The sequence below is a fragment of the Noviherbaspirillum sp. genome (assembly GCF_035627455.1).
Lineage (GTDB): Bacteria > Pseudomonadota > Gammaproteobacteria > Burkholderiales > Burkholderiaceae_D > Noviherbaspirillum.
Genome location: NZ_DASPLS010000009.1, coordinates 1 through 22,755, shown reverse-complemented (window position 1 = coordinate 22,755; position 22,755 = coordinate 1). Strand labels below are relative to the sequence as shown.

Sequence of the window (22,755 nt, the reverse complement as noted above, 5' to 3'; positions counted from 1 at the left end):
GCCGCCTTTCTTTCCCGGCGCCAAGGGGGCGCGTTTCCTGCTGCGGCCGCATCCGATCGCGCCGAATCAATGCGCCCACAGCCGCAGCTGTCCCTGCATCGATACCGTGCCGTTGATGCTCATGCGGCCCAGGCTTTCGGTGACCGCGGCCGCCGGATCGGCCTGCACGCTGAGCGAATCGAAGCCCCAGTCGTTGTATTTCATGTGTACCGGCAGCCCGATCGCGAGATAGCTGCCGCCGTCGGGTTTGGTTTCGACGTCGAGGGTCAGCGCGAACATGTCGATGCTGCCGTGCAGGTTCTTCATCACCAGGTGGGTGGTCTTGCCGTCGACGTTGAATCCCATCGAGATGCGGTTTTCGCCGGCCGGGCCAAGCGCCGGATCGTTCAGCGACAGGTGCATCGCGATGCTGACGCCGTCGGCGCCGCTGACGGCCGCCAGTTCATTGTCGTCCAGCGCCTGCTGCGCGCAGGCGCTGCCGGCAATGCAGAATGCGGTGAGGAATGAAGTAATGATTCTTCGCATCTCAGGGCTTGAACTTGACGTCGAGGTACTGGATCTGCATCGAGCCGATGCGGCTCGAACCGAGGTCCACCGTGCCGCCGCCGCTGCGGAATGACAGGTTGTCGATCTGCAATCCACCGAGCGGCGCGCCGTTCGCATCCGGCCAGTCGATGCCCAGGTGCAGCCGCGCATTGCCGGCGCTGTCGGTGACGGCATTGAAGATGCCCGGCTGCGTGCGCACGTCGGCGATCTGCCACGGCGCATTGGTGAAGTTGCCGTTCGCGTCCACCGCGCCGATGCGCAGGCCGCGCAGGTTCATCTGCTCGGTCACGCTCGCCGGCTCGACGGCGCTGATATCGTCGCGTCCGCGCGGACGCAGCAGGATGTTGCCGACCTCCATGCGCAGCCCGAGGCCGAACGCAAAGCCCTCACCGACGCGCGGCGTGCCCCACTGCCAGCCGCCACCGTAGAACACCGCGTCCCTGACCACGACGCTGCCGCCTTCGAAACTGATCCCGTTCGCATTCACGCCCCAGTCGTACGCCGCCTGCCAGCGCTTGGCGCCGTTCGCGTTTTCCGGGAAAGCCAGGTTGAAGTAGTCGGTGGTTCCCGCCAATATGTCGAGGCGGTAGGGGTCGCCGAACTCGTTGGACGGGTCGTCGGACCGCGATGCATGGTAATTGCCGACCCAGGCGCTGCCGCCGGAAGGACCCGGCTCGTAGTAGGTATAGCGCGCATTGCCCGACATTGCGAACTTCGAGAGGTCGAAACTCATCCCGTCGCGCCCCTCGACCGAGGACAGCATGCTGTCGCTGAGCGGCTGCATGGCCTGCGCGCCGGCGGCCGCCGACAGCGTGCAGAGCGCCAGTGCGGCGCGCAGCATGATCGAAGTGATGGACGTCGGCTTCATGGCGTCAGCGGGCGGGCGGCAGGTTGGGCGGCGGTGTGCCGGTGGTATTGATCGCGGCAAGCTTGTCGCGCCAGTTGAGCCAGATGCCGGCCTGCGCCAGGTCCGGCATCTGCGTGGTGCCGGAGGGCGCCTGGAACTGCACGCTGTTCTTGAGCGCGGAAATCCAGAAGTCGCGGCTCGGGCCGCTGGCGTCGCCGGCGCGCACCGCGCCGAGCTGGGAAAAGTTCAGGCAGGGCGCGGCGCAGGCGCCGTCCCAGCGCTTGCCGCCGCCCGGGTCGGTGCGGGAATCCAGGACGCCGGCCGCGCCGCCGTCCACGCGCATCGAGCCGGAGAGGGCGGCGAGCGTCAGGCCGACGTCGCCTGAAATACCGTCAAAGCCGAAACGGATGCCCACCACCTCGCGGTTGGCGGGATCGGCGGCATTGCGGTAGACGAATTCGAGATAGGGATTGGTGATGTGCACCAGGCGCTCGGCGGCGGTGCCGTCGCTGCGGCCGAACTGCAGCAGCGGCATGTCGATGTCGGCGCCGGTGCCGTTGCGCGCAGCGTAGCTGTATTCGCCCAGGCGGATGTTCCTGAAGTTCGCATTCAGCGTCACGTCCGCGCCCAGCGCGATGCGGGTGAAATCGTGGCCGCCGTGGCTGCTGTTTTCCAGCACCAGCAGGCCCTGGCCCCATTCGGCCGACAGCTCATTCTCGGACATCGCGCGCAGCTGTCCCCATGCGGGAGCGGCGCCCAGCGCGGCAGCAATGCCCAGTGAAACAAGGCCAACTCGGATCATGCTCATCATCTCGGTAAAGAGTTGCGGTGGTAGGGCGATCGAATGGGAGACCAGCGGGCGTCCAAATGATGCCTTTCGTAAACATCGCCCATCAGAATGACGGAGCCCCCGGCTGACGCCGGGGGCTGCCCAACTTCCGTGATCAGTTACAACGTCACCTGGATTAGTGCGCCCAGATGTAGACGGTGGTGCCCTGGAGCTTGATATCGTTCATTGCGAACGAGCCGTAGGACGCAGCAGAGTTGCCCATGCGGATTGCGTCGACCGACATGTTCAGTTGGTGAGCAGCATCAACCGTGATTTGCGGGATCGCGATCTTGACCACGTCGCCAGCCGGGGAGAATGCTGCGAGACCGGCACCGCCCGTCACGCCAAGGACGCTGCTGGGACCGCTGGCTGCGCTGGCCTCGCCCTGGAAGGTCGCGTTGTTGATGATGTCGATCGTTGCTGCGATCGAACCAGTGAAGGCGATGTTGCTGAAGCTGACCGAACCGCCGGCAGTGTCAGTATCGGTGTACTTGAATTCGCCGACGCGAATCTGCAGGTTGGCAGCGATCGACACGCCGTCCTGGCCGGCAACCTGGCTCAGGCTTTCGTCTTGCATCGGGGTCATTGCGAAAGAAGCGCCGGCAACCAGGGACAGAGCAGCAGCGATAACGGATTTCTTGAACAGTTTCATATAAAGTCTCCAAATGTGTAACGTGATGTGTTAAAAAGTTTTTTCTTCCCTTGCCGCTTACTCTGGTTCCATGCCTCTTTTGGAGGCGCGTCGTACTGTTCGGCATGCGGGGGCACCACCTGCCGAACGCTAGAACCAGTGTCGGCCAGCTCTTAATATTTCAACAATACTAAGAGCCTTCATATTAGGTCAGCCGACCTTGACAACGGGGACCGCGGGGCTGACGTGCGAAGCCAAATCCTTGGCCCTGAAAGCCACTGCCGGCACAAGCATTTCCCCTCTGAAAAAAAGAATCTGCGCGGCAAGCAAACAGTTGCTTCGGCGTTGAAAAAAGTGGGGAAAACGCTGCTGGTGCGTGGACGCAGGTCCCTTCTGCAACTATGCTGTTAAGCAACTGAAACCGGTTTTTAGAGTGCATCCTCTATTGTTTCAACAACAAGCTTAGGTAACCTCTTAGTTCCTTTGGGCACCGTCGTTTTCTTGCCTACGTCATTACATCCGGGGAGCCTGATTGGCAGCGATTCCTTACCAGGTGCTGGAGCATCCGTCCGCCCGACGCTCGCCACCATCGAAGTTCCGCCCGCCGGTGACCGGCGGGCACTTCGTGGCGCCCGAACGGGTGATGGACCGCGTGCGCCGCGCCACCGGCGCCAAGCTGGTGCTGGTGCAGGCGCCGGCCGGCTTCGGCATCACCACGCTGCTGCGCTATATACATGATGTGTTTGCCGAGGAGGGCGGCTGCGTCGCGTGGATGACGCTCGATGCGGGCGACAATGACCTCGACCGTTTCCTGTCCTGCCTCGCGCAAGCCTTCGGCCAGGTCAGCCGGCCCCACACATCGCCGCGCGGCCTGGCCGATTCCCGCCTGCGGGCGGACACCGGCTTCGACCTGGCCGACGCGGTCGCATCGGCGCCGCTGCCGTTCACCCTGATCCTCGATGAATTCGAACATCTGCAGAACCCCGCCGTGCTGGCGGTGGTGCAGCAGCTGATCGACCTGCTCGGCAGCGAGCAGAAACTGGTGATCGGTTCGCGCGAGCGCCCCGATCTTTCGGTCGGCAAGCTGCGCGCGCGCCAGCACCTGCTGGAAATCGACGCGTCGCTGCTGCGCTTCACGCCCGAGGAAACCGCGTGCTTCCTGCGCGACAAGCGCGGGCTGCCGCTGGACGCGCACGACGTGGAACGGCTCCATGCGATCACCGGCGGCTGGGCGGCCGCGCTGTGGCTGGCTTCGCTCGCACTGGAAGGCAGCGACAACCCCAAGCGCGTGATCCAGAATTTTTCCGGCTCCCATACCGCGCTCGCTTCCTATCTCGCGGAGGACGTGCTGTCGAACAAGCCGCGCCATCTGCAGGACTTCATCCTGCAAACCAGCATCCTGCAGAAGTTCTGCGCCGACAGCTGCAACGCGGTCACCGGGCGTGAAGACAGCCGCCAGCTGCTGCAGGAAATCGAGCGTTCCAACATGTTCATGACCGCGCTCGACGAACAGCGCACCTGGTTCAGCTACCACCCGCTGTTCGCCGGCTTCCTGCGCGCGCAGCTGGACCGCCAGTTTCCCGGCCTCGCGCCGACCCTGCACCGGCGCGCTGCCGCCTGGTACATGGAACAGAAACGCCCGACCCATGCGATCGACCATGCGATCGCCTCCGGTGACCGTGCCCTCGTGCTGGACCTGCTCGGGCGGCATGCGCAGCCCTTGTTCCTGCAGGGCCGGGTGCGACTGCTGGCGCGCTGGCTGGATACGCTGAACCGGACCAATCTGCTTGCGCATCCGCAACTGATGTCGGTCTATTGCTGGTCCTTGCTGCATATCAATCGCGGCGAAGAGGCGCTGCACCTGCTCGAAACCGTCACCGACGCCGAGGGCGCGTCGCCGATCCCGCATTCCAGCTATCACGTGCTGCGCACTTTCAGCCTGATGATGCTCGACCGCGCCGACGAAACGGCGCCGATGTGGGACGACCCGCAGATTCTGGACAGCGCGAAGCAGGAGCCGCTGCTGCGCAGCATGCTGATGGTGGGCTGCGCCTATTACTATGCGACGACCGGCCGCTACCAGGATGCGCGCATCCTGCTCGACCAGGTCACGCAGGAGCACGCTGCGGTCGGCCCGTTGTTCAGCATCGCCGTTGCCGGCTATGTGCGCGCCATGCTCGACCTGATGCAAGGGCACCTGCGCGCGGCCTGCGCGCGCCTGCTCGCGCTGGTCGGCGACGACGCGCAGCGGCAGTTGCGCAGCAACAGCGCGCGCATCGGCGCGCTGATCGGCATCGAAGAGGAAAGGGCGGTTGAGCTGCGCGACGGCGCCGACAGCGGCTTCGCCAGCCTGTACCTGGCGGAAACCTTGTATGAAATGGATTCGCTGGCCGAGGCGCGCCGCCTGCTCAAGCTCTATCTGCCGATGGTCAAGGACGCCGGCATTCCCGACCAGATCATCGCCAGCCACGTCATTTATGCGCGCATCCTGCGCGCGGAAGGCAATGCCACCGATGCGCTGCACGTGCTGCTGGAGCTCGAACAGCTCGGCATGCAGCGCCGCCTGCAGCGCGCCGTCGACGCGGCCCGCCTGGAACTGGCGCGCGCGGCCATCCTGAGCGGCAACGTGGAGCAGGCGAAAGCGCACTTCGCGCTGGTCGGTCCGTCCCCGTCCTGGGTGCGCCGCGACCTGCAAATGATTTCCACCGATATCGAAAGCCCCACGCTTGCGGCGGCACGCCTGCAGGTGCATGGCGGGCAGGCACTCGCGGTGTTGCCTTTGCTCAAGGAACATCTGCAGGAAGCGTATGCACGCGGCCGCATGCGTTACGCGCTGCGCGTGAAGGTGCTCTACGCGCTGGCGCTGTCGCAGGCAGGCCAGCGCAACCCGGCGCTGCGCGCGATACGCGAAACGCTGCAGGATGCGCAGGGCGAGGGCTTCATTCGCGTGTTCAAGGATGAGGGGCCGGTATTGCTCACGCTCATCCGCGAGGTGCTGGAGGGCATGAAGGAAGCGTCGGGCCAGGAAAGCAATGCGCTGCGCGCATTCAGCGAACGCATCCTGCAACGTGCCCGGCCGGACAGCCGGACGCCGCCATCACCCCAGGGCGGCGCGGTCAGTGCAAGCGCCGGCACGAGTGAACTCACCGAGCGCGAACTCGATGTGCTGCTGCTGCTGGCGCAGGGCTGCGGCAACCAGGCGATCGCGGAAAAGCTGTTCGTGTCGGTCACGACGGTCAAGACTCACTTGCGAAACATCAATCTCAAACTCGGTGCGCACAATCGCACCGAAGCGATTTCCCTCGCCCGCCGTCGCGGCATCATTTCCTGACGTTATCTTATTGCGGCATGTGCACGGCTCCAGATTCGCCGTGAAACAAGGCTTGGCATCATGCTCTCGTGTATTGCGTGCTGCTTCATGGATAGATCCGCATCGCACTAGTCGCCTTCAGGCAATCCCGCGCCCTTGCTGGGCTTGCGCCGGGCGGTTTGATTGCACGCAATTCACTATGCCATAAGGCAATCAAAACTGCTCTGCGCAACCTGCTCTGCGCTTGACTCCGCGCAATGGCGGCTCGTCCTTTCGGACGACCTTCCCTCCCCCCTTTCACTCGTACATTTAAAGCCATTCGGAAAGCTGTCAAAAAATTAATTTTTTTTCGGCGGCGAGTTGCTTTCCAGGTCAATCGCGGGACACATCGCGACACCCGTCAAACACCAACGACAGGAGTAGAGATGAAGGGGATGGACACATGTTCATGATCTTGCTAGGCGCGCTTGCGTTCGGCATCGGCGGTGCTGGCGTCACCTCCCGCTTCGAGCCGGTGGACCGCCCGCAGGACCAGTTCGAGCTGCCGCAGAAAGTGGTCGGCGGGCCGGCAGTGACCCAGCCGGTCAAGATCGAGCCGCACTCGGAACTCAAGTTCCGCAACATCGTGCACCAGGCCTACGACTACAGCTGCGGCTCGGCGGCACTGGTCACGCTGCTCAACAACTACATCGGCATCAAGGTGGACGAGCAGCAGGCGATGGAAGGCATGCTCGAACGCGGCGAAAAGGAAAAGATCATCGAGCGCCGCGGGTTTTCACTGCTCGACATGAAGCGCTATGTTGCATCGCTGGGCGTGGACAGCGCCGGATTCCGCGCCGAGGTCAAGGACCTGCGGACGCTCGCCCACCCGGCGATCGTGCCGATCGATTATGCCGGCTTCAAGCACTTCGTCGTGTTGCGCGGCATCCGCGACGACCTGGTGTATCTCGCCGATCCCTCCGCCGGAAACATCGTCCTCTCGGTGCATGAATTCGCAAGCCTGTGGGACCGCAACACCCTGTTCATCCTGTATCCCCCGAAGGACGTCCCCGCGCTCGACAGGCTGGCGCTGAGCGACCAGGAACTCGGCGTGTTCGACATGGACCGCGTCCGGGACCAGGCCAATCTTCAACCGCTGGGCAACGCATACCTGATGGAACGCGCGCTCAACTCAGGCTTCGGCGGCGTCTACCTGCGCAGAAACTGATCGCCACATCGCTGTCATTACATTACATAAAAGGGAGTCGATATGAAAATTCATCCATTGCTTGGTTTCATTGCGGCCGCGCTGATGCTGCCCGCCCATGCGCAGCAGAGCGGCACCGACGCCGCGCGCGACGCACTGAAGAAGCAGGAAGGGGATACCGACCAGACCACGCTGCTCAAGCAGACGCTGACCGCGGTCGACAAGCAATACTCGCTGATCAAGCGCGGCAAGCTCGCCGCGACCTATGACTTCAGCTATTCCTACATCGGCCAGGAAAAGATCAATGCCGACATCACCAACGGCAACCTGACCCTGTTCAACATCGAGAATGACAGTTCGCACACGATCACCAATACGGTCTCGGTCGATTACGGCGTGCGCGACAACCTGACCGCGAGCGTGGTGCTGCCGCTGGTCAGCAAGTACTCCGAGAACCCGGCGTTCAGCGGCATGTCGCATTCGATCGGCGACATCGGCGTCGGCGCCCGCTACCAGCCGTTTGGCGTGCAGCGCGGCCGGCCTTCGCTCACCGTCAACAGCACGCTGCGGCTGCCGACCGGCAAGAGTCCGTTCAAGGTCGACGCGAACCAGGACCTGGCCACGGGTTCCGGCGTGCCCCAGCTGTCGGCCGGCGTCGCGGTCAACCACATCGTCGACCCGGTTGCGCTGTTCGGCTCGGTCAACCTGACCTACAGCGGCGCAGCCAAGGACCTGAACCAGATCCGCGGCACGCGCGTGCTGACCCGGGTCGAGCCGGGCATGGCCTTCGGCTTCGGCGTCGGTTTCGCGTACGCGCTCTCGTACGGCATCACTACCTCGGTTTCGATCCAGGAATCGATCGCCCGCGGCACCAAGCTGTACTTCCGCGACGGCACCGTGTCGCGCACCAAGACCCAGACCTCGGGCGTGCTGAACCTCGGCCTCGGCGTGCGCGTGTCGCCAAAGACCACCATCAACATCACGGCCGGCATCGGCCTGACGGAAAACTCTCCCGACTTCACGCTCGGCCTGAGCATGCCTTTGTCGTTCTAAAGGGACGGGATGACGATGATGAGCTGCTTGAGCAAACGCAGGCGATTCCGGGGGTACCGGACCAGGCTGCTGCCGGTCGCAAGCCTGCTGCTTGCCAGCGCGCTGCCGCCGGCGCATGCCGCGATGACCGACAACCTGCTGACCAGCCCGACCGCGATGTCGCTCGGGAACGCGGTGACCGCGGATCCGCCCGGCACCGATTCGATCCACTTCAACCCGGCCGGCCTGGCGCGCATGACAGGCTCGACCGAATCGCACTCATTTGCACTGGTCTCGCTGCGTAACCCGAATCACTTCACGCAGGGCGAGAACTTCAATATCGGCGGCTGGCGCGAAGACCCGTTGAACAACACGTCGACCGGGCCGATGCGGCAGAAGATCTACATCCCGGGCATCGGCATGCCGGGCTGGCGCCTGCCGGCGGTGATTCTGCCCGGCCTCGGCCTGGCCTACCGGAAGCCGGATTCGGACTTCACCTTCGGCGTCGCCAACTATGTGTCGCAGGCGATGAGCTCCGACCGCAGCAAGGATCCGAACGATCCCGGCCGCTTCGACGGCAAGCTGGTGCATCTGCAGCGGCTGGTCTACGCGGCGCCCGGCGTCGGCTACAAGGTCTCGGATACCCTGAGCGTTGGCGTATCGGTACCGATCGCGCACCAGGCGATCGTGATGAATACCGACATGCGCATGCCAAACCCGCTGCTGGGCATCGTCGGCCAGATACAGCGCGGCTGGTGTCCGGAAAACGGCGGCAACATCCTCGACACCTTCACCGTCGGCCTGTGCGGCGGCGGTCCGGAAGGCCGCGTCAATCCGTTCAAGAAGGCGGCCGCGATCAGCCTCGAGATGACGGCGCCGGTCGATCCGACCATCAACCTCGGCGTGCTGTGGGAGCCGGTGGACTGGTTTGCTCTCGGCGCGGTCTACCAGGGCGGTTCGAAAACCAAGGTGACCGGGCAATACACCATTACCGCCGAGCCTATGCTGCGCCGTTTCGTCGAGGGCATGTACTCCAGCCTGTTCGGGCCGATCGTAGCCGGCATCACCGGCATGCCGTCCTCTATCCCGGAAGTCCAGTCCGGCAATGCGACCGCCGTCGTGCCGTTCCCGAAGCGGGTGCAGCTCGGTTTCAAGTTCAAGCCGACCGAGCGCTTCCAGTTCAATGTCGACGCGAACTGGGCGGACTGGGGCAGCTGGGATGCGATGACCGTGAAGTTCGACCAGAGCATCAAGCTGCTGGAGATGGCGCGCCTGTTCGGCATTCCGGACTCCACCCAGATGAAGCTGCCGCGCGGCTACAAGAGCACGCTGCATTTCGGCTACGGGATGCAGGTGAAGGTGAATGAAAAGCTGACGATGCGCTTCGGCTTCGAGCCGCGTAAAAGTTCAATCCCGGCCGACAAGATCGACCTGATCGCGCCGCTGCCCGACACCAAGCTCTACAGCATCGGCGCCAACTACAAGATCAACAGGAACACCGACATCAGCATCGCGGCGAGCTACATGAAGGGCGACTACAACGTGCCGGCCCGCGGCAGCTGCAACATGAACTGCGACAACTTCTTCAACATCGTCTACAACCCGTACGCGGGTCTCGACGTGAGCGGTGGCCTGCGGGTGCGCTACCTCGGCGTGACCTTGACCAAGCACTTTGACTGACAGGAGACATAACGTGCGCAAAACCATCATTGCATTGAGCCTCATCCTTGCCGCCGGCACCGCCGGCGCGGCTGGAGCGGCCGGCTCCGCCGCCGGGCCGCAAACCAAGAACGAGCTGGTGCAGCGCGTGCTGCAGCTCTGGCATGTCGAGGCGGTCGGCCAGGCGATGCTGCAGGCGCCGGTAGCCGATGCGCTCGGCCAAGCTCGCGCGGTGTTGCAGGGACGGGTGCCGCAAGACCGCCAGGAGGCGGCGATGAAGGAAATTTCCGAAGACGCTCGGAAGTTTTATGAGGAGAATGCACCGCTCGTCAATGGTAATGCGAAAGCGCTGACCGCATCCACCGTTGCGCCGATCCTTGCCGAAAAATTCAGCGAGGAGGAATTGCGCCAGATTATCGCGATGCTTGAGTCGCCTGTAAAAAAGAAATTTGAATCTTTAGTGCCGCAAATGCAGAAGGCACTTGGCGACAAACTCGCTGCGGACATGCGGCCGACGATCGAACCGAAGATTGAATCATTGCGCCAGCGCATCGGCATGCGCCTGCGCGCTGCTGTTCCGCAGTAAAGCATGCTGGTACCGATCCTGGAGCGACAAAGGCGCGGCCTCGTGCTCGGCCGCGCCGGAAAAGAGAACAATATTTTTTCGAGGGGAGCAGCATGACTTATTCGTCGGCGATAGATCTGGTACGCGGTATCAAGGCACGCCTGGCAGCGCGGGGCCTCGACATGGACGCTTTTTCAAGGCAGACCGGGCTCGAAGAGTCCGAATGCATGGCGGACGACGCGCTGACGCTGTCGGACAAGCTGAGCCACCTGTGGGACCTGGTGACCCAGGCATCCGGCGATCCGCTGCTCGGGCTGAAGGCGGCGCAGCCGCAGCCGCTGGACAAGTCCGGCCTGATGGGGCACATCATGCGCGCGTCGCCGGACGTGAAGACGGCGATCGAAAACCTGGTGCGCTACACGCCGCTGGTGTCGCCCACCGTGCATAGCACCATCGAGCAGGCCGGCGGCACCACCCGCGTGTGCCTGCACCTGCCCGGCGGCCAGCGGCGCGTGCCGCAGCAGCATTACGACTTCGTCTGGTGCCTGGTGCTGCGCACGCTGCGCGGCGCGGCCGGCAGGGAAGACCTGAAGCCGCTGCTGGTCAACTATGCGTATCCGGCGCCGGCCGACGTAAAGCCGTACATCGAGGCGTTCGGATGCGAGGTGCGCTTTGGCACCGCGGTCAATGCGATGGAGTTCGCCGACGCCGCACTGGAAACGCCGATCGCCGCGGGAAACACGATGGCCGCCGACTGGGCGCTGCGCATGCTGGCCGATCTGGCGCAGGCGCAGCGCAACTGGACGGTGCGCATGCTGGCCAAGCTGGAAAACGCGCCGCAGCCAGAGCACAGCTTCAGCAAGCGGGTGCAGGCGCTGCTGACCAGCATGCTGGCGCAGGGCGAGCCCCTGCGCGAGGAAGTCGCCAAGCGGCTGATGATGAGCGAGCGCACGCTGCAGCGCCGCCTGGCGGAGGAGGGCACGAATTTCACGCAGCTGGTGGACGATACCCGCCGCGAAATGGCGTACCAGTACCTGAAGAAGGGGGACTTGTCGCTGAAAAAGCTGAGTTTCCAGCTCGGCTTTTCCGATCCGAGCGCTTTCTGCCGCGCCTGCCGCCGCTGGTTCGGCCGCTCGCCGAAGGAAGTGCAGCAACGCCCGGCGGCGCCCGAGATCATGATGCCTCGCACGAACCCGCTGGGCCAGATGATGCCGTTCGGCCGTCCCGACACACTGGAACAACTGGCCCAGTTCAAGCCGAACTGAATCTTTCCAAGCGATGTTGGTGTTTGACCTCCGCCGCCGCCAGGCCGCGGAGGTTTTTTTTCGCCGGGGTTGCCCGCACAAGCGCGGCAGAGGCAGGGGCGGGCTGCGCTTCGCGCTGCCCGGCTGGCCGGCGCGCCGGTGCGCTCAGTCCTTTTCCCTCGCAAGCGACAGGAATTCGGTGCGCAGCCCGAGGTTGGTGCGCATTTCGCCGAGCAGGGCGGAGGTGACGGTTTCTTCGCCCGGGGTGCGGATGCCGCGGCTTTCCATGCACATGTGGCGGCAGCGGATCACGACGCCGACCGACAGCGGTTGCAGATGCTCCATCAGCGAATCGGCGACCTGCACCGTCAGGCGCTCCTGCACCTGCAGGCGCTTGGAGAAGCAGTCGACCAGCCGGGTCAGCTTGGACAGGCCGACGATGCGGCCGTTCGGCGTGTAGCCGACGGTTGCGCTGCCGAAGAAGGGCGCGAGGTGATGCTCGCAATGGCTGTAGACCGGAATGCCGCGCACCACGATCAGCTCGTTGTACTTCTCCGCGCCGTCCTCGAACACCTTCAGGATATCCGCCGGATTCTGGTCATAGCCCGACGTCCAGTGCTTCCACGCCTTGTCGACGCGCTCGGGCGTGTCGCGCAGCCCCTGCCGGTCCGGGTCGTCGCCGAGGTGGCGCAGCAGGCGGCGCCAGTCTTCCGTGGAAAAGTTCTTGTCACTCATGTTTCATTCCTCCTGTTGGGGCGCATGGCGCGCGGGCTCTGCCGGCCCTGATCAATGATGATGGTGCGACCAGTTGAGGTCGGCCGACGCGAGGTAGGCCTCGACGGCGTCCTTCTGTCCGGTGGCGTGACGCAGCACCTCGCCGCAGGCGCAGATGCCGAGATAAGGCTGGATATGCGAGCAGGCGGATACCTTCTGCAGGAAGACCTTCACCGGTTTGGAGCATTTCTTGCACTTGAAGGTCAGTGTGCGCTGTGGCTTGGTGGCCATTGTTTCCTCTTCCTATTTCGATGCGACATTATCGCCCGAAATCGGGCCGGACGCCCCCACCGGCCGTAAGGGCAATGACCTGCAAGGTAATGGCGATTCCCCCATAATTGTCTAACATTTAAAAAAGCCCGCGCAACGGGCATCGGAAGGAGACAAGCATGCCCGACCACACCCAGGAAAGCACCGCCTACCGCATTTGCCCGCTGTGCGAGGCTTGTTGCGGTTTGGAACTGAAAGTCAGCGACAACAAGGTCATCGGGATCCGCGGCCACGACGACGATGTCTTCAGTCGCGGCTACATCTGCCCCAAGGGGGTGGCGCTGAAGGACCTGCATGAGGATCCGGACCGCCTGCGCACGCCGCTGATCAAGCGCGACGGGCATTTCGTCGAAGCCAGCTGGGACGAAGCATTCGAAGAGATCGCGCGGCGCCTGCCGCCGATCATTGCCGAGCACGGCGCGGACGCGGTGGCGGCGGTGGTCGGCAATCCGTCGGTGCACAAGATCGGCCTGATCGCGTATGTGCCGAAGCTGGCCAAGGCGCTCGGCACGCGCAACGTGTTTACCGCATCGACGCTCGACCAGATGCCCAAGCAGCTGTCGGCCGGGCTGATGTTCGGCCACTGGCTGTCCTTCCCGGTGCCCGACATCGAACGCAGCGACTACCTGCTGATTTTGGGCGCGAATCCGATGGTGTCGAACGGCAGCCTGTGGACGGTGCCCGATTTCCGCGGCAAGGCGAAAGCGATGCGCGCGCGCGGCGGCCGCATCGTGGTGATCGACCCGCGCCGGACCGAAACGGCGGACATCGCCGATGCGCACCACTTCATCCGGCCCGGCGCGGATGTGTTCCTGCTGCTCGGCATGGTGTACACGCTGTTCGACGAGCACCTGGTGCGGCTCGGCCGGCTCGCGGAGCATGTCGCAGGGCTGGAAGCCATGCAGGCGGCGGTGAGCGGGTTCGCGCCGGAGCAGGTCGCCGCCCGCTGCGGCATCGATGCCGCCACCATCCGCGCGCTCGCGCGCGAGCTGGCCAGGGCGGAGCGGGCCGCGGTCTACGGCCGCATCGGCACCTGCACTCAGGAATACGGCACGCTGGCGAACTGGCTGATCGATGTGCTCAACGTGCTGACCGGCCATCTCGACCGGGAGGGCGGCGCGATGTTTGCGAAGGCCCCGGCGTTCGCCGCCAACACTGTCGGCAAGCCCGGCATCGGCCGCGGCGTCAGTGTCGGCCGCCGCCGCAGCCGGGTGTCCGGCGCGCCGGAGGTGATGGGGGAATTGCCGATGGTCTGCCTGGCGGAAGAAATCGAAACGCCGGGCGAAGGGCAGGTGAAGGCGCTGATCTCGATCGCCGGCAACCCGGTGCTGTCGGCGCCCGACGGCCCGCGCCTGTCCGCCGCGTTCGAGCGGCTCGACTTCATGGTCAGCGTCGACATCTACCTGAATGAAACCACGCGCCATGCGGACGTGATCCTGCCCGGCTCCTCGCCGCTGGAAGACTTGCATTACGACATCGCCTTCCCGCAGTTTGCGTACCGCAACTACGCGCGCTTCAGCGACCCGGTGCTGCCGCGCGCGCCCGGCCATCCGCCCGAGTGGCAGATCCTGCTGCGGCTGGCGGCCATCGCGCGGGGGCTGGGAGCCCATGCGGACGTCGGGAAGATGGATGACGAATCCTTTGCCGAGGACGTGCAGCGCGCGGTGGGCGAGCATGCGGACGCGGTGCTGGCAGCGCTCGCCGAGCCGAAAGGGCCGGAGCGCCAGGTCGATTTCGCATTGCGCCTCGGCCCGTATGGCGACCTGTTCGGGCGCCGTCCGGAAGGCATCAGTCTCGCGAAAGTGAAGGCGGCGCCGGGCGGTATCGATCTCGGCCCGCTGCAGCCGCGCATCCCGGAAGTGCTGCGCACGCCGTCCGGCAAGATCGAACTGGCGCCGCCGTTGCTGGTCGAGGACCTGCGGCGGGTCGCCGCGAGCCTCGCGCAGCCGGTGGCGCCGCTGGTAGTGATCGGACGCCGCCAGGTCCGCTCCTGCAACAGCTGGATGCATAACCTGCCCACGCTCGCGAAGGGCCCGTTCCGCTGCACCGCGCTGGTCCACCCGCAGGACGCCGACCGCCTCGGGCTGGAGGATGGCGGCGCTGCACGCATCAGCCGCGACGGCGCGTCGATCGAGGTGAGGGTCGAGCTGAGCGTTGCGATGATGCCGGGCGTGGTAAGCCTGCCGCACGGATGGGGGCACGACCTGCCGGGCACCCGCATGGCGCTGGCGGCGGAACGTCCGGGCGCGAACCTGAACGCGGTCGTCGCCGAACGGCGCGACCCGCTGTCGGGCAATGCGGTGCTGAGCGGCGTGGCAGTCGAGATGCGGCCCGCATAGCGAGGGCCGGCATGAAAAAAGAGAAGGCAGGTGATCCTGCCTTCTCCGTCTCCTTCTCCGCGCGCGGCGATTACTTCTTGGCTGCGTCAGCCTTGTCTTCCGCCGCTTCCTTCTTCGCTTCGGCGACTTTCTTGTCTTTCTTCGCTGCTGCCTTGGCCTTCTGCTTATCGGCCTTGGTGTCCGCCTTTGCCGTGTCTTCCTTGGCTTCCTTGTTGGCCTTCGTGATCTTTTCTTCGGCCTTGGCGTCAGCCTTCGCCGCCTTGGTGTCGGACTTGGTGTCCGACTTGGCATCGGCCTTGGCTTCGGCCTTCGGCGTAGCGGCCGGCGCTGAAGCGGCAGGTGCGGTGGTTTGTGCGAATGCGGCGGTTGCAAACAGTGCTGCGATCAGGCTTGCGATCAGAGTCTTCATCGATTTCCTCGTTTGTTGGTTATGACTGGTGTGGGGGATGCCACGTCCATCAGAACGCGGAGCGGGAAGCGGGAGTTGACGATGACTTTGTAAGCAGTTGTTAACGACATGGAAACTCCCGGATGCCGGCTGGACTTACCTTTGAGAAATATCAAACTCGGTGTGTGTTTTGACCCACCCTCTAGTTTCACAAGTGCAAAATCACGCATCAGTTTGAATGCGAGGAGAACCATGCGAAGGAACACGGCAATTGTCTACCGCGAAGGCTACACCCCCAACCACCTGCTCGACACGCTGATGGCAAAGCTGGGCGTCAGGAGCGATGCGGCGCTGGCGCGCGCGCTCGGCATGCCTGCATCGACCATCAGCAAGGTGCGGCACCGGCTGATGCCGGTCAACTCGTCGCTGCTGCTGGCCGCGCATGAGGCGACCGAACTGAGCATCCGCGAATTGCGCGGCCTGCTCGGCGACACCGCAACCCGCTACTGGCTGGGCGACCAGGACCTCGGCGCAGAGCAGCTGGACATGCCGGCCACGCGCCGCATCGAGCGTGTTCCGGTAGCACCGTCACGCGGCGCAATGCATGCGTCGGCCTGAATAAATTTCACGCCTGGGCTTCACGCAGCGTTTCCCTGCTTCAATTACACTAGCTGTAAATCGTCGCAAGGAGACGCTCGCATGCCCCTCATCACCAATGTCGAAGACCTGCGCGTGCTCGCGCAGAAGCGCGTACCGCGCATGTTCTACGATTATGCCGATTCCGGGTCCTGGACCGAATCGACCTATCGCGCCAACAGCACCGATTTCGAGAAGATCAAGTTCCGCCAGCGCGTCGCGGTCAACATGGACAACCGCACGACCGCAACCACGATGGCCGGGCAGGCGGTGTCGATGCCGGTCGCGCTCGCGCCCACCGGCCTGACAGGGATGCAGCATGCGGACGGCGAAATCCTCGCCGCGCGCGCGGCCGAGAAATTCGGTGTGCCGTTCACGCTGTCGACGATGAGCATCTGCTCCATCGAAGACATCGCCGCGAATACCAGCAAGCCGTTCTGGTTCCAGCTCTACGTAATGCGCGACACCGACTTCATCCGCCGCCTGATCGACCGCGCGAAGGCGGCCCGATGTTCCGCGCTGGTGCTGACCCTCGATCTTCAGGTGCTGGGGCAGCGCCACAAGGACATCAAGAACGGACTGTCGGCGCCGCCCAGGCTCACCATCGGCAATATCCTCAACATGATGACCAAGCCGCGCTGGTGCATGGGCATGCTCGGCACCCGGCGCCGCAGCTTCGGCAACATCGTCGGCCATGCGAAGAGCGTGTCGGACATGTCTTCGCTGTCGTCGTGGACCGCGCAGCAGTTCGACCCGACGCTGTCGTGGGACGACGTCGAATGGATCAAGAAGCACTGGGGCGGCAAGCTGATCATCAAGGGCATCCTCGATGCCGAGGATGCGCGGCTGGCGGTGCAAAGCGGCGCCGATGCGCTGATCGTGTCGAACCATGGCGGACGCCAGCTCGACGGCGCGCCGTCGTCGATCTCGGCGCTGCCCGCGATCGTGGATGCAGTCGGCAGCGACATCGAGGTGCACATCGACGGCGGCATCCGCAGCGGACAGGATGTGGTCAAGTCGCTGGCGCTCGGCGCGAAAGGCGCCTACATCGGGCGCGCCTTTTTGTACGGTCTTGGCGCAATGGGCGAGGCGGGCGTCACGAAGTGCCTCGAAATCATCCACAAGGAACTCGACCTGACGATGGCGTTCTGCGGCATCACCGATGTGAAGAAGATCGACAGCAAGATCCTGTTGCCGGGCACCTACCAGTTCTATTGATGATGCTCGGCACGTGCGCGCCATCGTCTCCCGCGCCGGCCGAACAGCAACATTGCCTTGATAAAAGACAGCGCAGCGTTTCCCGTTCAAGCGAGCGCACCGCTGGCCGCTGTCCGCCGCTCAGTGTTGCGCCTCTTCCGATAAATTGCGATGCATGCGCCGGATGCTCTGCAACACGGTTTCTATCTCGTCGGGCGCAAGCCCGTGCATCATGGTGGAGCGGAGATCGGTCATCAGGTTTTCGATGAGCCCTATCTGCCGGACCGCCTTCGGCGTCAGCACGCAGTTTTTCATACGCTTGTCCTCGGGCGCGGACACGCGCCGTATCAAGCCCTGCTTTTCGAGCTGATCCAGCAGGCGAACCAGAGTCGGCCCCTCGATCCCGAGCCTGCGCGCGAGCTCGCGCTGCACGAGCCCCTGCGGATTGCGATGCAATTGCATCAATACCTGTTGCATCGATTGATTCAGGCCGAAGGGCTTGAGCCGCTGGTTCATTTCATGGCGCCAGGCGCGCGACACATTCCCGATCATCTGACCGAGCTCGCGCTGCAGATCGGCATCGCCGGGCGTTCTGTTGGTTGCCATCAATACTTGCCAGTGCTCAGGAATGAAACCGGACGAAAAGGAACGTATGCCATCCGGGGCAATCATAACTTGATTAGCATTGCTATCTAATATACTCGCGACTTCCGCCTGCGCCAATGCAATCGCAACACCCCGCGCAGATGAATTGCCAGCAATCATGCAACTACGTCACAAGCTAATCCCGGCGATCGTCGTCGGGCTCGCGCTCCTCGCCGCCGCGTATTTCCTCCTCGCTCGAAAATCCGCGCCGCCGCCCCAACAGGCGCGCGACACAGCGCAAGTGGTAAAGACTGCGCTTGCCGCGCAAAAGGCCGTGGACATCACGCTGCGCGCGAATGGCTACGTGGTCCCGCTTAACTCGGTGGAAGTCAGGCCGCAGGTGCAAAACGTGGTGCGCACAGTGCACGTCCGGGAGGGGCAGGACGTCAAGGCCGGGGACCTGCTGTTTACGCTCGATCAGCGCGCCGGCGAATCGGAGGTGGCGCGCGCGCGGGCCGGCCTCGCCAGCGCACGCGCGGAATTGCGCGACGCGGAGGATGCGCTCAAGCGCAACCAGGAACTGGCGGCGAAGGGTTTCGTGTCGGAGGCAGTGGTGGTTGCGGCGCGCGGCAAGGTTGACGCATTGCGCGGGACCGTGCGCGCCAACGAGGCCGCGATCGAGTCGAGCGCGGTCGCGCTCGGCAACAACCGGATCACGGCGACGATCAGCGGAAGGATCGGCGCGATCAACGTGCGTCCCGGCAGCCTGGCCCAGCCCGGCGGCGACCCGATGCTCACGATTGCGCAGCTCGACCCGATCGGCATTTCCTTTACGTTGCCGGAAGGCCAGCTGGCGGTCATCAGCGCGACTTACCCGGACGGCAGGGCGCCGGTCACGGCCCAGCTTCCCGGCGGGCGCGCGATCGGCGGCCGCCTGTACTTCATTGACAATGCGGCGGATCCGCAGAGCGGCACGATCCGCATGAAGGCTGAGTTTCCGAACCCGGAGCGGCGCCTCTGGCCGGGGACCTTCGTCACCGTGGAAATGATTTCACGCACCTTGCAGGACGCGGTGGTCGTGCCGGTGCAGGCGGTCGTCACCGGGCCGACCGAAAAATTCGCCTATGTGGTCCAGCCCGACAACACGGTGCGTCCGCAACCGGTGGAAGTCGTCTCGATCGCCAACGGGACGGCCGCGGTATCGGGACTGGCAGCCGGCGCCAGGGTGGTGATGGAGGGTACCCAGAATTTGCGCCCGGGCAGCAGGATCCGGGAAGCGGGCGGCGAGATGAATCCCGCGCTGAACTCCGGCGGCGAGGTGCGACCGGCAGCGGGCGCCTGACCGGGCACTGACTCCCCGCGCGACGGCCTTGTAAGAAAAGCAGGTATTCCAGTGAATATTTCCGAATTATGCATCCGGCGCCCGGTGATGACGGTGCTGCTGTCGGTCGCCGTGGTCGTCATCGGCCTGTTCGCCTACCGCGCGTTGCCGATCGCGGCGCTGCCGAGTTACAACACGCCGGTCATCAATGTGTCGGCCTCGCTCCCCGGCGCCAGTCCGGAGGTGATGGCGGCTTCCGTTGCCACCCCGCTGGAAAAGCAGTTCTCGACCATTGCCGGGCTGGCGACCATCAGCTCCAGCAGTGCGCTCGGCAGCACGTCGATCACGCTGGAGTTCGAACCGAACCGGGATATCGATGCGGCCGCGGTCGATGTGCAGGCCGCCTTGCTGCGCGCCCAGCGCGGCCTGCCGGATGAAATGACGTCGTTGCCGTCCTACCGCAAGGTCAATCCCGCGGATGCCGCGATCCTGTTGCTGGCGTTGACCTCGCCTTCGCTGTCGTTGTCGGAACTGAACGACTACGCGGAAAACCTGATGTCCCCGGCGCTTTCCACGATCAACGGCGTCGCCCAGGTCCAGGTGTACGGCCAGCGCCGTTACGCGGTGCGGGTGCGGGTCAGTCCGGACGAACTTGCGGCGCGCAACCTGACCATGGATGAACTCGCGGCAGCCTTGCGCGCGGCAAATGCGAACACGCCGGTGGGCGTGCTCGACGGGCCGCGCCAGACGCTGACCTTGCAGGCCAACCGGCAGCTGCAGAATGCCGCCGAGTTTGCCGAGCTGATCGTCAGCAGCAGGGACGGCGTGCCGATCCGCCTGCGCGACGTGGCGGTGGTCGAAGACAGCGTGGAATCGGTCAAGAGCGGAAGCTGGGCGAACGGCAAGCCTTCGATCGTGCTTGCGGTGCAGCGCCAGCCGAATGCCAACACGGTGCAGGTGGTCGACAGCGTGAAGGCGACCTTGCCCCAATTCAAGTCGCAGATGCCCGCCTCCATCGATGTACAGGTGCTGAACGACCGGTCCGCGTCAATTCGGGAAGCGATCCACGATGTCGAGCTGACGCTGTTGCTGACCGTCGCGCTGGTGGTGCTGGTGATCCTGCTGTTCCTCAAGCGGCTGACTGCCACCACGATTCCTGCATTGTCGCTGCCGATCTCGCTGATCGGCTGTTTCGCGCTCATGCAGTGGCTGGGCTACAGCCTGAACAATGTCTCTTTGCTCGGCATCACCATTGCGGTCGGCCTGGTGGTCGATGACGCGATCGTGATGCTTGAAAACATTGTCCGGCACATGGAGCGGGGACTCGATCCGCTGTCGGCGGCGCTGAAGGGCGCACGCGAGGTCAGCTTCACGATCATTTCGATCTCGATCTCCCTCGTGGCCGTGTTCATCCCGATCTTTTTCATGCCCGGCGTGATCGGCCTGCTGTTTCACGAGTTCGCCGCGGTGGTCTCGCTCGCCGTCCTCGTGTCGGCGGTGGTATCGCTGACGCTGGTCCCGATGATGTGCAGCCGCTACCTGAAGCATGCGGCCGGCGAAGCGGAGCGCAAGACAAACTCTGTCATGCGCGCATTCGAACGCGGCTTCGACGGCTCCCTGCGCCTGTACGAGCGCTGCCTGGACTGGTCGCTCGCGCACCGGGCGGCCGTCATGCTGCTCGCCGCGGCGACGTTTGCGCTGACCGCGGTCCTGTTCATCAGCATTCCGAAGGGTTTCTTCCCGACGGAAGACATCGGCCAGATCAGCGCGACGATCGAAGGCCCGGAAGACGCGTCCTATCCAACCATGGTCGGCATCGTTACCCAGGCCGCCGACATCGTGCAGCGCGATCCGAACGTGATGAGCGTGACGTCGCGCGCCAGGGAGGGGAATACCGGCAACCTGTTCATCGGCCTGAAACCGCGCGACGAGCGCGCGCAGATGAACGTGGTGCTGCGCGACCTGCGCCAGAAGCTGCGCAATATCCCGGGCGTGTCGGTGTACCTGACGCCGATCCAGAACCTGCGCCTCGGCGGGCGCTCCAGTGCCAGCCGCTTCCAGTACGTGATGCAGAGCGTGCGATCCGACGAACTGGCTGGCTGGGCGGAAAAGATGCTGGCGGAGCTGCGGTCGGACCCGCGCTTTCTCGACGTGACCAGCGACGCGCAGATGAGCGGCCTGCAGGCGGTCGTCGATATCGACCGCGAGCGCGCCAACGCGGCGGGCGTGCAGATACAGGATATCCGCAGCGCGCTTTACAGCGCCTACGGCGAGCGGCAGGTATCGACAATTTTTACGAGCAGCAACAGCTACTCGGTGATCATGCAAGACATCAACTCCGGCAAGCAGGATGAGAACGACCTGCGCAAGATCCACGTCCGGAGCAGCACGGGCACTCTGGTGCCCCTGACCAGCGTGGCCACGGTGCGGCGCGACGCCGGACCGGTCTCGGTGAACCACCAGGGGCAACTGGAAGCGATCACGCTGTCATTCAACCTGCCCCCCGATTTCCCGCTCGGCGAGGCAACCGCTCGCATCGAAGAGATGAAGGCAAAGATCGCCGTGCCGGCAAGCATTATCACCTCTTACGCCGGCGACGCGGCGGTTTTCCAGGCATCGCAGAGCAGCCAGGCGGCGCTGCTGGTGCTGGCGGTGGTGGTGATTTACATCCTGCTGGGAGTGCTGTACGAAAGCTACATCCATCCGATCACGATCCTCGCCGGCCTGCCGTCGGCGGCGGTCGGCGCGTTGCTCACGCTGACCTTGTTCGGCATGGAGCTTACGCTCATCGCAACGATCGGCATCCTGCTGCTGATCGGCCTGGTCAAGAAGAACGCCATCATGATGATCGACTTTGCGCTTGATGCCCAGCGCACGCAGGGTATGGCCCCCGCCGAAGCAATCCGCACTGCCTGCCTGCTGCGTTTCCGGCCCATCATGATGACGACCCTGGTGGCGATGGTCGGCGCATTGCCGATCGCACTCGGGCTGGGCGCCGGCGCGGAACTGCGCCAACCGCTCGGGCTCGCGGTGGTCGGCGGCCTGCTGTTTTCGCAGGTGATCACCTTGCTGATCACGCCGGTGATCTATCTTCTGCTGGACCGCTTCAGCGGCAAGGGGCCGGTGCAGATCGATGAAAAGCGTGTGGCCGAAGCGAGTACACCGGGCGCCTGATATCCAGTGTCCGGCTTTCGCGGCTTCGCTGGCCGGCCGGGGGTCCGTACGCATGCCGTTGGTGCTGCTTGCCCGGTTTCACGGACGTTTCCTGCAATCGGGAGAATCGTCGGCCTGCAGCAGATAGGCAATCAGGTCCGCGCGTTCCTTCTGGTCCTTCACGCCGGCGTACCCCATCGTCGTCCCGGGCACGGTGCGCGCCGGGTTCTCGAGGAAGCGGTC

The 22,755-nt window shown here is 64.3% G+C and carries 20 protein-coding genes; 11 read left to right on the top strand and 9 right to left on the bottom strand.

The annotated features are described in order from the left end of the window. Window positions 1-66: 66 nt before the first annotated feature. The 4 genes from VEC01_RS01435 to VEC01_RS01420 all read right to left on the bottom strand — a co-directional run bounded on the left by VEC01_RS01435 (window position 67) and on the right by VEC01_RS01420 (window position 2,874). On the bottom strand, window positions 67-525 hold the full coding sequence (locus tag VEC01_RS01435) for a hypothetical protein (protein WP_324898026.1): 459 nt from the start codon (window positions 523-525) through the stop codon (window positions 67-69). 1 nt (window position 526) lies between these two features. Then, a complete protein-coding gene (locus tag VEC01_RS01430; protein ID WP_324898024.1) occupies window positions 527-1,414 on the bottom strand; it encodes a DUF6160 family protein in 888 nt (295 codons plus the stop codon). A gap of 4 nt (window positions 1,415-1,418) precedes the next feature. Beyond that, window positions 1,419-2,195, bottom strand: a complete 777-nt coding sequence (locus VEC01_RS01425) for a hypothetical protein (RefSeq protein WP_324898022.1) — start codon at window positions 2,193-2,195, stop codon at window positions 1,419-1,421. Between the two features lie 163 nt (window positions 2,196-2,358). Continuing rightward, window positions 2,359-2,874, bottom strand: coding sequence for a DUF6160 family protein (locus tag VEC01_RS01420; protein ID WP_324898020.1), 516 nt, complete (start codon window positions 2,872-2,874; stop codon window positions 2,359-2,361). A 511-nt stretch (window positions 2,875-3,385) separates the two neighbouring features. Between VEC01_RS01420 and VEC01_RS01415 the strand changes: the two genes are divergently transcribed. From VEC01_RS01415 to VEC01_RS01390, 6 genes are all read left to right on the top strand, one after another. Beyond that, window positions 3,386-6,184 carry a LuxR C-terminal-related transcriptional regulator gene (locus VEC01_RS01415; protein ID WP_324898018.1) on the top strand — a complete coding sequence of 933 codons (2,799 nt, stop codon included), beginning with the start codon at window positions 3,386-3,388 and terminating at the stop codon, window positions 6,182-6,184. A gap of 421 nt (window positions 6,185-6,605) precedes the next feature. After that, on the top strand, window positions 6,606-7,370 hold the full coding sequence (locus VEC01_RS01410) for a C39 family peptidase (protein ID WP_324898016.1): 765 nt from the start codon (window positions 6,606-6,608) through the stop codon (window positions 7,368-7,370). Between the two features lie 42 nt (window positions 7,371-7,412). Then, window positions 7,413-8,402 carry a transporter gene (locus VEC01_RS01405; protein WP_324898014.1) on the top strand — a complete coding sequence of 330 codons (990 nt, stop codon included), beginning with the start codon at window positions 7,413-7,415 and terminating at the stop codon, window positions 8,400-8,402. Between the two features lie 27 nt (window positions 8,403-8,429). Beyond that, window positions 8,430-10,061: an OmpP1/FadL family transporter gene (locus tag VEC01_RS01400; protein WP_324898012.1), complete on the top strand. Its 1,632-nt coding sequence runs from the start codon at window positions 8,430-8,432 to the stop codon at window positions 10,059-10,061. A gap of 127 nt (window positions 10,062-10,188) precedes the next feature. Continuing rightward, window positions 10,189-10,626, top strand: coding sequence for a DUF2059 domain-containing protein (locus VEC01_RS01395; RefSeq protein WP_324898010.1), 438 nt, complete (start codon window positions 10,189-10,191; stop codon window positions 10,624-10,626). A 92-nt stretch (window positions 10,627-10,718) separates the two neighbouring features. Next, window positions 10,719-11,870 carry an AraC family transcriptional regulator gene (locus VEC01_RS01390; RefSeq protein WP_324898008.1) on the top strand — a complete coding sequence of 384 codons (1,152 nt, stop codon included), beginning with the start codon at window positions 10,719-10,721 and terminating at the stop codon, window positions 11,868-11,870. Window positions 11,871-12,014: 144 nt separating this feature from the next. On the opposite strand, the gene folE is transcribed toward VEC01_RS01390, so the two are convergent. Then, complete coding sequence (folE, locus tag VEC01_RS01385) at window positions 12,015-12,584, bottom strand: GTP cyclohydrolase I FolE (protein WP_324898006.1); 570 nt, start codon at window positions 12,582-12,584, stop codon at window positions 12,015-12,017. 51 nt (window positions 12,585-12,635) lie between these two features. Next, window positions 12,636-12,854, bottom strand: a complete 219-nt coding sequence (locus tag VEC01_RS01380) for a hypothetical protein (protein WP_324898004.1) — start codon at window positions 12,852-12,854, stop codon at window positions 12,636-12,638. A gap of 158 nt (window positions 12,855-13,012) precedes the next feature. Between VEC01_RS01380 and VEC01_RS01375 the strand changes: the two genes are divergently transcribed. Then, complete coding sequence (locus VEC01_RS01375) at window positions 13,013-15,232, top strand: molybdopterin-dependent oxidoreductase (RefSeq protein ID WP_324898002.1); 2,220 nt, start codon at window positions 13,013-13,015, stop codon at window positions 15,230-15,232. A gap of 70 nt (window positions 15,233-15,302) precedes the next feature. Here VEC01_RS01375 and VEC01_RS01370 read toward each other — a convergent pair whose 3' ends face one another. Then, on the bottom strand, window positions 15,303-15,641 hold the full coding sequence (locus tag VEC01_RS01370) for a hypothetical protein (RefSeq protein ID WP_324898000.1): 339 nt from the start codon (window positions 15,639-15,641) through the stop codon (window positions 15,303-15,305). A gap of 231 nt (window positions 15,642-15,872) precedes the next feature. On the opposite strand from VEC01_RS01370, the gene VEC01_RS01365 reads away from it, so the two are divergent. Together VEC01_RS01365 and VEC01_RS01360 are read left to right on the top strand one after the other, a co-directional pair. Further along, window positions 15,873-16,238 (top strand): hypothetical protein, encoded by a 366-nt coding sequence (locus VEC01_RS01365; protein WP_324897998.1) that lies wholly within the window; start codon window positions 15,873-15,875, stop codon window positions 16,236-16,238. Between the two features lie 81 nt (window positions 16,239-16,319). Continuing rightward, window positions 16,320-17,474, top strand: coding sequence for an alpha-hydroxy acid oxidase (locus VEC01_RS01360; protein WP_324897996.1), 1,155 nt, complete (start codon window positions 16,320-16,322; stop codon window positions 17,472-17,474). A 120-nt stretch (window positions 17,475-17,594) separates the two neighbouring features. Here the strand turns inward: VEC01_RS01360 and VEC01_RS01355 are convergent, their stop codons facing one another. Then, window positions 17,595-18,218: a MarR family winged helix-turn-helix transcriptional regulator gene (locus tag VEC01_RS01355; protein ID WP_324897994.1), complete on the bottom strand. Its 624-nt coding sequence runs from the start codon at window positions 18,216-18,218 to the stop codon at window positions 17,595-17,597. Here VEC01_RS01355 and VEC01_RS01350 point away from each other — a divergent pair. Both VEC01_RS01350 and VEC01_RS01345 read left to right on the top strand, forming a co-directional pair. Next, window positions 18,217-19,380 carry an efflux RND transporter periplasmic adaptor subunit gene (locus VEC01_RS01350; RefSeq protein ID WP_324897992.1) on the top strand — a complete coding sequence of 388 codons (1,164 nt, stop codon included), beginning with the start codon at window positions 18,217-18,219 and terminating at the stop codon, window positions 19,378-19,380. The two genes, VEC01_RS01355 and VEC01_RS01350, sit on opposite strands and share 2 nt — an antisense overlap. A gap of 51 nt (window positions 19,381-19,431) precedes the next feature. Then, on the top strand, window positions 19,432-22,533 hold the full coding sequence (locus tag VEC01_RS01345) for an efflux RND transporter permease subunit (protein WP_324897990.1): 3,102 nt from the start codon (window positions 19,432-19,434) through the stop codon (window positions 22,531-22,533). Window positions 22,534-22,611: 78 nt separating this feature from the next. On the opposite strand, the gene VEC01_RS01340 is transcribed toward VEC01_RS01345, so the two are convergent. After that, on the bottom strand, window positions 22,612-22,755 hold a 144-nt coding region (locus VEC01_RS01340; protein WP_414691399.1), incomplete at its 5' end, for a c-type cytochrome.